This is a genomic window from Moraxella sp. (genome assembly GCF_024227015.1).
GTDB lineage: Bacteria > Pseudomonadota > Gammaproteobacteria > Pseudomonadales > Moraxellaceae > Moraxella.
Window position 1 is genome coordinate 1 of record NZ_JAAELD010000142.1, and the last position, 10,383, is coordinate 10,383.

Genomic DNA, 10,383 nt, shown 5'->3' on the forward strand with positions numbered 1-10,383 from the left:
AGCGATGACTTGGGGTTTTGCTAATCTTAAGAGTTGTTAAATATCAATCATCTCATACACCTCATAGGCAGGCACTTCATAAGGATGCGCCTGCTTATAGGACGCTACGACTGCAGAGAGCTTGTCAGCTGGCACGACTGTCTCCACTCGCCATTCTGAGACGTATTCAATCTTATCGATTTCACCAATAGCAGGGTCTGCACCCTTTAGCGGCTTGAACTGCCCCAAACCAAGCACCTGCCATGAGCAGTGACTATACCCACCAAGCTGTCCTGCGCCCGCCTTGAATAAAGCAGTTTTGACTTTCTCCAGATCAGTTTCTGGGATATAACCAATGAATTTATAAAACTTATTTACCATTACCCCCTCCAATGATGAGTGTTAGCTTGAACACCTTTTTGAATGCCGTTATTCTAGCAATAAAAAACCCAAGACATCGCTTGGGTTTTTTGTTCATTTGATCAGTCTTCCAAAGGCACGCCGATGCGCAGTGCAACTTCTTCATAACCTTCAACCACATCGCCCAAGCCTTGGCGGAAACGGTCTTTGTCCAGTTTTTTCTTGGTTTCTTTATCCCACAGGCGACAACCATCTGGAGAAAATTCATCGCCAAGAACAATACGGCCGTGGAATAGACCAAATTCTAGCTTAAAGTCAACCAACATCAAGCCTGCATCATCAAAGATTTTAGATAGAACTTCGTTCACTTTATAAGTTAGGGTTTTCATCTGCTCAAGCTCGTCAGCCGTGGCATAACCTAGGGCAATGGCGGTTGATTCAGACAGCATCGGATCGCCAAGCTTGTCATCCTTATAGAACAGCTCGTAAGTTGGTGGCAATAGCGGCAAGCCCTCAGCCAAGCCAAGACGCTTCATCAGACCACCTGCAGCATAGTTACGCACCACGCATTCAACAGGAATCATTTTTAGGCGTTTTACCAGCACCTCATCATCAGACAGCTGACGCTCAAAATGCGTCTCGATGCCCGCTTCGCTCAATTTTTGCATGATGAACGCATTGAAGCGGTTATTTACTTTGCCTTTGCGATCAAGCTGCGCTATCTTCTCGCCATTGAAGGCTGATGCGTCATTGCGAAAATGCAATACCAAATAATCTTCGTGCTCAGTCTCATAAACAGACTTGGCTTTACCAGTATAAAGTAGGGCTTGTTTTTCCATGATATTTCTCAAAAAGTCGCAATAAATAAAAAATTAATGGGCTGCGGTTGGTGGCTTTGGCAGCTCATACTGCTTACCAGAATCATTGGTCAAGTTAATTGGGCTTGCGCCAAGATTTGGCGTTTGATACAACGGAGTGAATTCAGCGGTCGCTTGATTGGCAGGTAGCTTAATCGGGTCGATTTTTTGGCTTTGTTGGTAGTCTAGACTGCCATTATTGCGTTTGCCTAGCCAGTTTTTGGTGGTGCTACAGCCTGTCAAGGCAACACTAAGCGCAACTAAGGCTACGCCAATTTTTGTCATGTGATTCATATATTATCCTTGCAAATTGACCGAATGATTAAGCCAATTGAACTTTTGTTAATGCTGCATCAACCACGGGCTGATTCTGTTCTGACAGCCACACCAATGGCAGACGAATGCCTTTGCCGATTTTACCCATTTTATATAGAGCGTATTTGGCAGGTTGTGGGCTTGATTCACAAAATAGATCATTGTGAAGATGCTTAACCGTGTCGTGGATTTCGCTTGCTTTATCAAAATCACCCGCCAAAGCCAGCTCAAATACTTGACTCATCGCCTTAGGCGCGATATTAGAGGTCACAGAAATATTGCCACGGGCGCCAAGCTTAATGAATTCAAGCGCCGTTGGATCATCACCTGAAAGCACAACCATGTGATCGCCAACTGCTTTTACCAATGCTGCGCCACGCTCTAGGCTACCTGTCGCGTCTTTGATGGCGACGATGTTCGGCAAATTCATCAAACGCTCAACCGTCTCTTGGCTAATATCGACAATGGTGCGACCTGGCACATTATATAGCATCTGCGGCATGTCGACCGCTTCGCTGATCGCCTTGTAGTGCTGGTAGATGCCCTCTTGGGTTGGCTTATTATAGTAAGGTGCAACCAAAAGCGCACAGTCCGCGCCTGCTTCTTTGGCGGCCTGGGTCAGCTCGATCGCCTCCAAGGTGTTATTCGCGCCCGTACCTGCAATCACAGGCACACGTCCTGCCACATGCTTCACAAAAAACCGAATCACATCAATGTGCTCATCCATTGACAAAGTCGCCGATTCGCCAGTCGTTCCCACTGCCACAAGTGCGTGCGTACCTTCGGCAATCTGCCAATCAATCAACTTACCTAATGCGTCATAATCTACTGCGCCATCGTCCTTCATGGGCGTGACCAACGCGGTGATTGAGCCTTTTAGTTTAGATTTAATGTCTTGATAATCTGTCATAATAAAGCCATTGATATGTATTAAATTAGCTTAGTTTATCATAATTAATTTGGGTTTTGATGGATTTTATGAAATTTATTTTGGTCATTCGATACGCATTCCGATGATGGCAGGCGTACCTTGACGGATCAGCTGAACAGGCACGACACCTTCGCGGGGCAGGCTTTTTACAGCGACCGCCATCTCATCGGCGCTTCTGGTTGGGTGGCTATTAAGCCCAAGGATCACATCACCCACTTGAATGCCCGTACGCGCCGCAAGCCCCATTGGATTGACCGAAGTAATCATCACGCCGCCATTCACCCCAAAGCTGGCAAGTGCTTGCGCTTCGGCGGGAGACAGCTCTTTTAGACGCAAGCCTAGGCGAAGTCCGTTATTGCTCTGATGCTGACCGCCTGCTGGCACATCGCTGGGCGCTTCGGCGAAGGTGCCTTGAGCGACGTATTTTTGATTGCCACGTTGGTAGGTTAGGTTAAAGCTGTCGTTAGGCTTGGCACGATTAAGCAGATTTAGCATCTCGGCGGCGTGCGTGATGGCGTGACCATTGAAATTTAGCACCAGATCACCAGGTCGAAGCCCAGCTCGATCCGCAGGTGAATCGACTGCCACGCGGGTCAATAGCGCACCCTGTGGGCGTGACAGCCCATATACCTCAGCCAGATTTCTATCAACATCCTGAACCACGAGCCCCATCGCAGCGCGGCGTACTCTGCCTGTCGTCTTGATCTGCTCATAGATGTGCAAGGCGGTATCAATCGGGATTGAGAATGACAGCCCCATGTAGCCGCCCGTGTCGCTAAAGATGTGCGAGTTCACGCCGACGACCTCGCCTCGCTTATTAAATAGCGGTCCTCCTGAATTGCCTTCATTCAAGGCCACGTCCGATTGAATGAATGGCACGGTCGCCTCAGGCGTCATGTTTCGTGATTTGGCAGATACGATGCCCGCCGATGCCGAATAATCAAAGCCAAAAGGCGAACCGATGGCAAGTACAGGCTCGCCCACACGCAGCTCATTTCTAGACATGGTCAGCGCTGGAAAGTTCATCCCTTCTACCTTTAGAACAGCGATGTCAGACGCTTCGTCAGAGCCGATGAGCGTGGCATCCATTTCGGTGCGATCGTTTAGAGTTACTGTGATGCTGTCTGAGCCTTTGACGACGTGATGGTTGGTTAAGATATAACCATCCTTAGTGATAAAAAATCCCGTGCCAAATCCATGCTCAATGGTTGGCGCATTGCCTGCATGTTCGCCCAAATATTCGCGCAGCAGCTGTGAAGTTTGGGCGTTGCGGCTCAGCATCTCCTCACTGATGGGCTTAGTGGTTGAGATGCGCACAACCCCGCTGGACACACGCTCCACCAAATCAGCAAAATCCACCTGAACCATCGCATGCGCTGATGTGGCAGGGCTGGGTAAAATGACTGATAATGACAGGGCAGCCGCCAAAATAGCGGGTCTAAATAGATGCTTACTTAACGAAGTGTGATTTAACATGATCATGAATTTTAAAATAAATGGTGGGTTAGTATCTTAAAAATCATCCGAGCCGTCAAGTGAGACTTCTTAGTAAAAACTTGCCAAAGTCTTAACAAGCTTACACGTTTCTCACACGCCTACCGCACCAACGATGCGCGACAACACCTCATCCGCCTCCCCGCTGGCATCGATACGGCGAATGCGCGTGGGCGCGTGATTGAACTGATATAGAAGCCCTTGATACACTCGATCAAAAAAACTCGTGTCCAGCGATTCGAATCGATCGGCCTGACTGCGCTTAGCGGCACGAGCCATGCCTGTCGCCACATCCAAATCTAACCACAGCGTCACATCAGGCAGTCTAGGGACAAAATTGGCAATCAGCAGTTCGATTTTATCAAGTGCCGCCGCATCACCATCAAACCGTCCAAATCCTTGATAGGCGACCGTACTGTCGATAAAGCGGTCACACACCACCCATTTACCCGCTGCCAGAGCAGGCAAGATGGTCTTATGCAGATGGTCGGCGCGTGCAGCGAACATGAGTAACAGCTCAGTATCATCGTGCAAGGTGTTGTTTTTATTTAATAAAATCTCGCGAATAACTTCCGCCACATCAGCACCACCTGGCTCACGCGTACGCACATGATCGATGCCTTGAGACGTCAAGTATCGACAAAACCCATCAATGGCGGTCGTCTTACCCACACCTTCCGTGCCTTCAAAGCTGATGAACTTAGGCGTCTGAGATTGAGCTTTGGCTGATGTATTCATGAGGTGCTGCCTTATTGATTCTTGGATTTCATGACTGCGCGATATTCTGCCACTGCCTTGTTATGCTCATCCAAAGTGCGGCTAAACTTATGACCGCCATTGCCTGTCGCCACAAAGAAAATAACGTCTGTATCTTCAGGATGCATGGCGGCCTCGATGGCGGCCTTTGATGGCAATGCGATCGGCGTCGGCGGTAGACCATCAATCTGATAGGTGTTGTAGTCAGTTTTTTCGTTAATATTAGAACGATAAATCTTGCCATCATAGCGATCAAACAGCCCATAAATGATGGTCGGATCCGTCTGTAGGCGCATGTTCTTACGCATGCGGTTGATGAATACCGCCGCGACCTTATGACGCTCTTCTGCCAGTCCGGTTTCTTTTTCGATGATGCTTGCCATGATGAGCGCCTCATAGCTGTTGTTATAAGGCAAGTCTGGCGCACGACCCTCCCATGCATTCGCCAAAGCAGTCTGCTGATCATCATAGAGTCTTTTTAGAATTTGGCGGTCGGTTGTCCCATGATCAAAAGTATAAGTATTCGGTGCGAACTGCCCTTCTAAATTCCCATTCACGGTGGTGATGCCAAGCGCCTTTGACACAGCTTCATTATCACGGGCAACATCCGCCCATGAATAACCATCAGCGCGCGGGGTCAGGATTTCAAGCGTCACGCCATCGGTGTTTTTTAGGGTATTATATAAGTCCTTGACTGTCTTACCCTCGATGATCTGCACCTTAATCATGCGAACTTCAGCGCCTTGCGATAAGATATCGACGACCTGTTTTAGGCTGGCGTTGGCAGGGATTTGATAGATACCTTCTTGAAGTGGCGTGCGCGCGTGGACTTTAAGGTATAGTTTGGTTGCCGCGCTTGATGCCAATGCGGAGGTTTGCCATTTATCTTTGACCAGTAGACTGTGATAAGTATCGCCTTTTTTGACTTCCAGCGTCTGCGCCTGTCGATCCGTCTTAGCGAAGATGGTGCTGTACACGATGACGCACCATAGCAAGACAGCGGCCAATATTCCAAACCAAATCAGCTTAGAAACGGCGCTTTTCTTTGGGGTGTTATTACGCCTTTGGTTAGGTCTGACGGTGGTTTTTTTGGTGGTTTTTTTTGAATTTGGCATGGCTTTTGGCTGTGTCAATAAAAATAAAAATTACCGTATTGTATCATGTTTTTGAAACGGCGCATCAGGCATTTTGGTTAAGGCGATTTACATTATAAGTCAGCCTAATGACTGTTTGATGGCAGGGTATGGATGTGCTGGCTTAACTGCAGAATACCGCCGTCCATAATTAGCGCATCGATCGGCATGATGCCACGCACCGCATTACAAAAGAACATGCCGCTGATGCGCTTTAGATCATCGTCTGTAAGCTTGCGAGCCTTAATGTTAAACTTTGAAATCAAGGTTCGGCGCATCACGCCATCCACACCCGCATCCGTGATGGGCGGCGTATACCACACACCATCAATGCAGTAGCAGACATTGCTCATCGTGCCACTGACCCAGTCGCCTGATGTACTCTTAATCAGACCTTCTGCAATGCCAGAATTAGATTTTTGATGATCCAATAAAGCTTTATGAATAAAAACTTGCTCATGACTACTGATGAGCTTAAGCCCAACAAATCTGGGCGTGCGCAGTGACACTCTCTCATCAAGACAGACTGCCCTGCCTGCCTTCTGACAAGGCACGTCCGATACGAATTCCACACTATCATAAATGTGTGATGCTGTTGATTTGATAAAGACTTGCGCGCATTGATTGAGATAGCCATAGCCGCGCACTTCTTGGGGTGCGCGAGTGATGATAATTTTTAGGATGCCTTCTTGAATGTCCTTCGCTAGGCGATATAGAGCCGCCATCACACCATCTACGTCGAATGATAATTCTAGGCGATCTGCCGACCTGACAAGCCGCTCCCGATGACTTTCAGCGCATAGCACACATCCATCATGAACGCCAATGGTGCTAAAAAACCCGTCCCCATAAGCCAAGCCGCGCTCATCCATGATGCCATCGCACTTGGTAAGCGCCTGCTGATCAGACTCTCTAAGCAGATAATAAGTTGTCGTCATGATGTATGCCAAGTTATTTTTGGAGAATGATGCGGCATTGATAATTCATACAGTCAGCCGTGATCATGCCCGCAACCTTTTCGCCTTTGTCGGTGGTTGCATATGGCTTGTTGGGGTTTTGTAGGATGGTTCTGACCAGATTTTCGCCTTTTTTGCCATCAAAGGCGCCCATTAGCGAATGGATGCGCTTGGCATAATCTAAGCTTGCACGTTTTTGGTCGTCGTTGTCTTTAGGTGCAGCATAATACCAAGCAATCTCAAGCACCTCATCTGACTCCACGACATATAGCGGCGGCTCATGGCGTGCGCTGAATCGATATTTGGTGGCGTGATTGCCATAATAATCCAGACCATCCTCTTGGGTGGCGGTCGTGACTATTTTTGCCTTTAGCTCCTGAATATTCGTGTCTTGCTTGGGTGTGCTTGCCCAATTTTCCACATCATAGACCACCGGCTCATAGACACGCGCTTCGCCATCATCTTGGACGACTTTTTCTTGGGGCGCAACAGGGCGAAAAGTCATAAAAAGCACAATCGCCAGCGCGATAAGCACCCCAATGAGCAAGAAAGGCAGCTTAGATTTGGTTGGTTTGGTGGTCATATCAATCATCCAAGTAAAGTTCGTTGTATTTTACCTAAGTTTTAAAAAACTTGCTATTTTTTCGATAATGCAGTAAAAATACCCCAAACATTAGCTCTTATTATTCTGGATCATTCATGCAGCATTTTATCGTCATCGGCAACCCCATCGCCCACTCAAAAAGCCCCGACCTTCATCACACATTCGCTGACAGTGTCGGGCTTGATATTAGCTATCGTCGTCAGCTTTGCCCTGATGATAAAGATAGCTTTCATGCGGTGGTTGAAGCGTTCTTTAATGGCGGTGGCGTGGGCGCGAACGTGACCTTGCCATTCAAGGAGATCGCCTTTGAGCTGTGCAGTCAGACAGGCAGCCTAAGCGAATACGCCACAACCGCCAAAGCAGTTAATACCTTAGCCCTGCGAGACGGTAAGCTATTCGGGGATAACACTGACGGGCGCGGATTGGTGGCGGATCTGTTGGATAAAGGTGTCACTCTACAGGGTGCGCACATCGCCATCATCGGCGCAGGCGGCGCGACACGCGGGGCGATTCTGCCACTCATCGAACAAGGTGCACGCCTGACCATCTTTAACCGAACATTAGCGCGCGCCGAAGCCTTAAAGGCAGACTTTGAAGAGTTTGGCAGCATTGACATCAATGAATTACACACCCTAAAGTCAGGCGATTTTTATGCTGACGTCATCATCAACGCCACGAGTGCCACCACCACAGGGCAGACGCTAGAGCTGTCTGATGGCGTACGTGCAGGCTTCGCCTACGACATGATGTACGGTAAGCCATCAGAGTTCTTGGCGCACTTTGACCGTCAAGGCGTACGCTGCTGTGATGGCTATGGTATGCTCATTCAGCAGGCCAAACTCGCCTTTGAACTGTGGACAGGCAAGCGCATCGATCTGGATAAAGTGGATTGGGATAAGTACATTAATAATAAAATAAATTCATAATAAATATAGTTTATTATGAAAATAAGTTATTAGTGACAGAAATTTTAAGTCATTTTAATAAATCTATTGTATAGTGAATGGGCATGGCAACGTCATGCCCAGTTTTTTTAGACAACCAAGGATTGATTATGCTGACTTATAAAGCCCCCTTACGCGACATCAAATTTTTGATGAATGAAGTGCTCGACTACCAAGGCCACTACCAAACTCTAGATAATGGCAAGAATGCCGATGCTGAGACGGTAGATATGATTCTACAAGGCTTTGCTGACTTCGCTGAGAACATGCTTGCGCCTGTCTATCAAGCAGCCGACGAAGAAGGCTGTCATTTCAAAGAAGGCGAAGTCACCACACCAAAGGGCTTTAAAGAAGCCTATCAAGCTTTCATGGAAGGTGGCTGGCAAGGCATCTCTTACCCAGAAGAATTCGGCGGCATGAATCTGCCAATGTCACTTAACCTCATCAAATCTGAGATGATGGGCACCGCCAACTGGCCATGGGCAATGTACCCAGGCCTGTCTATCGGCGCGGTAAACACCATCTTACAATATGGCGACGAGAGCCAAAAAAACACTTATCTACCCAAGCTAATCAGCGGCGAATGGTCAGGCACGATGTGTCTTACCGAAGCTCAGGCGGGCACCGACCTAAACCAAATGAAAACTCGCGCCACACCCAATGACGACGGCAGTTATGCCATTACAGGCACTAAGATTTTCATCAGTGCCGGTGAACACGACCTGACCGACAACATCGTACATATTGTTCTGGCTCGTCTGCCAGATGCGCCCGCTGGCACCAAAGGCATCTCACTATTCATCGTGCCAAAATTCCTTGTAAACGCTGATGGCGAAATGGGTGAGCGCAATGCGGTGACTTGTGGCTCGATCGAACAAAAGATGGGCATCTCATCCAGTGCAACTTGCGTCCTAAACTTCGACGGTGCGACAGGTTATCTTATTGGCGAGCCCAACAAAGGCCTAAAAGCCATGTTCACCTATATGAACACCGCGCGTATCGGCACAGGCATCCAAGGTCTGTCGCACATGGAACTGGCTTTCCAGAACTCATTGCCATACGCCAAAGAACGTCGCTCGATGCGCGCCCTGTCAGGCACCAAAGAGCCTGATCAAGCAGGTGACGCGATCATTCATCACGCTGATGTACGTCGCATGCTTCTGATCCAAAAAGCCTTCTCTGAAGGTGGTCGCTCGATGACTTATCACTCAGCACGCTACGCCGACCATCTGGCGAATGCAGTCGCTAAAGGTGATGAAGAAGGTATCAAAAAATGGGATGACAAGCTAGGATTCTATACACCCATCCTAAAAGGCTTCTTAACCGAGCTTGGTATTGAGTGCGCCAAACACGGACAACAGATCTACGGTGGGCATGGCTACATCAAAGAAACTGGCATGGAGCTCATCGCTCGTGATGCCCGCATCGCCACCTTATACGAAGGCACCACAGGCGTACAAGCACTTGACCTACTGGGTCGTAAAGTCCTACTAAACGGCGCTGGTAAGATCGTGCGTGACTATACCGCGGGCATCATGAAATGGTGCAGCGAATACGCCCTTGATAAAGAAATGCGCCAATACGTCTGGGCGCTGACCAAGCTATGTGCTGAATGGAACATGCTGACCGCACGCCTACTCATCGCCGCACGCAAAGACCGCGAAATCGTCTCTGCGGCTTCTGATGACTACCTAATGTACTCAGGCTATGTGATGATGGCATATCACTGGGCGCGCATGGCAGCAGTTGCCTTCGACAAGATGAAAAACGGCGGTGAACAGCCTTATGAATTCTATCTGGCGAAGACTCAGACCGCTGAATTCTACTTCGAGAAAATCCTACCAAGAAGTGACGCACATGCCAACGCCATGACCACACCTAGCGAAGTCATGACGAAGATGGACATTGATCACTTTGCATTCTTGGATTAATTATCAAACGGTAAATAAAATAAAGGCAGGTTTTTAAATCTGCCTTTATTTGTTTTGAATCATTAAAAATTAACGCACTTCACCGTGTCCGAACACCACCCATTTTTGGGAAGTCAGTCCATG

At 48.2% G+C, this 10,383-nt stretch carries 11 protein-coding genes; 2 read left to right on the plus strand and 9 right to left on the minus strand.

The features are described 5' to 3' along the window. Positions 1-36 precede the first annotated feature (36 nt). The 9 genes from GY683_RS03155 to GY683_RS03195 all read right to left on the minus strand — a co-directional run bounded on the left by GY683_RS03155 (position 37) and on the right by GY683_RS03195 (position 7,364). Positions 37-360 (minus strand): NGG1p interacting factor NIF3, encoded by a 324-nt coding sequence (locus GY683_RS03155; RefSeq protein WP_297287364.1) that lies wholly within the window; start codon positions 358-360, stop codon positions 37-39. 101 nt (positions 361-461) lie between these two features. After that, entirely contained in the window at positions 462-1,178 is a 717-nt protein-coding gene (gene purC / locus GY683_RS03160) for a phosphoribosylaminoimidazolesuccinocarboxamide synthase (RefSeq protein WP_297287365.1), read from the minus strand. A 33-nt stretch (positions 1,179-1,211) separates the two neighbouring features. Next, the gene (locus GY683_RS03165) at positions 1,212-1,490 is read right to left on the minus strand and encodes a hypothetical protein (protein ID WP_297287366.1); all 279 of its coding nucleotides are present in this window, start codon (positions 1,488-1,490) and stop codon (positions 1,212-1,214) included. A 28-nt stretch (positions 1,491-1,518) separates the two neighbouring features. Next, positions 1,519-2,424 (minus strand): 4-hydroxy-tetrahydrodipicolinate synthase, encoded by a 906-nt coding sequence (dapA, locus tag GY683_RS03170; protein WP_297287374.1) that lies wholly within the window; start codon positions 2,422-2,424, stop codon positions 1,519-1,521. An 81-nt stretch (positions 2,425-2,505) separates the two neighbouring features. Continuing rightward, positions 2,506-3,918 (minus strand): trypsin-like peptidase domain-containing protein, encoded by a 1,413-nt coding sequence (locus GY683_RS03175; RefSeq protein WP_297287367.1) that lies wholly within the window; start codon positions 3,916-3,918, stop codon positions 2,506-2,508. A gap of 111 nt (positions 3,919-4,029) precedes the next feature. Continuing rightward, a complete protein-coding gene (tmk, locus tag GY683_RS03180; protein ID WP_297287368.1) occupies positions 4,030-4,674 on the minus strand; it encodes a dTMP kinase in 645 nt (214 codons plus the stop codon). Between the two features lie 11 nt (positions 4,675-4,685). Beyond that, positions 4,686-5,807, minus strand: a complete 1,122-nt coding sequence (gene mltG / locus GY683_RS03185; protein WP_297287369.1) for an endolytic transglycosylase MltG — start codon at positions 5,805-5,807, stop codon at positions 4,686-4,688. 104 nt (positions 5,808-5,911) lie between these two features. Next, entirely contained in the window at positions 5,912-6,763 is an 852-nt protein-coding gene (locus tag GY683_RS03190) for an aminotransferase class IV (RefSeq protein ID WP_297287370.1), read from the minus strand. Between the two features lie 13 nt (positions 6,764-6,776). Further along, positions 6,777-7,364, minus strand: coding sequence for a hypothetical protein (locus tag GY683_RS03195; protein WP_297287371.1), 588 nt, complete (start codon positions 7,362-7,364; stop codon positions 6,777-6,779). 116 nt (positions 7,365-7,480) lie between these two features. Here GY683_RS03195 and aroE point away from each other — a divergent pair, with 116 nt between their 5' ends. Continuing rightward, positions 7,481-8,311, plus strand: coding sequence for a shikimate dehydrogenase (gene aroE / locus GY683_RS03200; protein ID WP_297287372.1), 831 nt, complete (start codon positions 7,481-7,483; stop codon positions 8,309-8,311). Positions 8,312-8,439: 128 nt separating this feature from the next. Further along, on the plus strand, positions 8,440-10,260 hold the full coding sequence (locus GY683_RS03205) for an acyl-CoA dehydrogenase C-terminal domain-containing protein (protein WP_297287373.1): 1,821 nt from the start codon (positions 8,440-8,442) through the stop codon (positions 10,258-10,260). Positions 10,261-10,383: the final 123 nt, after the last annotated feature.

Coding starts and splice junctions, on each gene's coding strand:
- GY683_RS03205 (WP_297287373.1), top strand. CDS start 8,440: ATGCTGACTTATAAAGCCCCCTTACGCGACATCAAATTTTTGATGAAT.
- GY683_RS03165 (WP_297287366.1), bottom strand. CDS start 1,490: ATGAATCACATGACAAAAATTGGCGTAGCCTTAGTTGCGCTTAGTGTT.
- tmk (WP_297287368.1), bottom strand. CDS start 4,674: ATGAATACATCAGCCAAAGCTCAATCTCAGACGCCTAAGTTCATCAGC.
- aroE (WP_297287372.1), top strand. CDS start 7,481: ATGCAGCATTTTATCGTCATCGGCAACCCCATCGCCCACTCAAAAAGC.
- GY683_RS03155 (WP_297287364.1), bottom strand. CDS start 360: ATGGTAAATAAGTTTTATAAATTCATTGGTTATATCCCAGAAACTGAT.
- GY683_RS03175 (WP_297287367.1), bottom strand. CDS start 3,918: ATGTTAAATCACACTTCGTTAAGTAAGCATCTATTTAGACCCGCTATT.
- purC (WP_297287365.1), bottom strand. CDS start 1,178: ATGGAAAAACAAGCCCTACTTTATACTGGTAAAGCCAAGTCTGTTTAT.
- GY683_RS03190 (WP_297287370.1), bottom strand. CDS start 6,763: ATGACGACAACTTATTATCTGCTTAGAGAGTCTGATCAGCAGGCGCTT.
- GY683_RS03195 (WP_297287371.1), bottom strand. CDS start 7,364: ATGACCACCAAACCAACCAAATCTAAGCTGCCTTTCTTGCTCATTGGG.
- mltG (WP_297287369.1), bottom strand. CDS start 5,807: ATGCCAAATTCAAAAAAAACCACCAAAAAAACCACCGTCAGACCTAAC.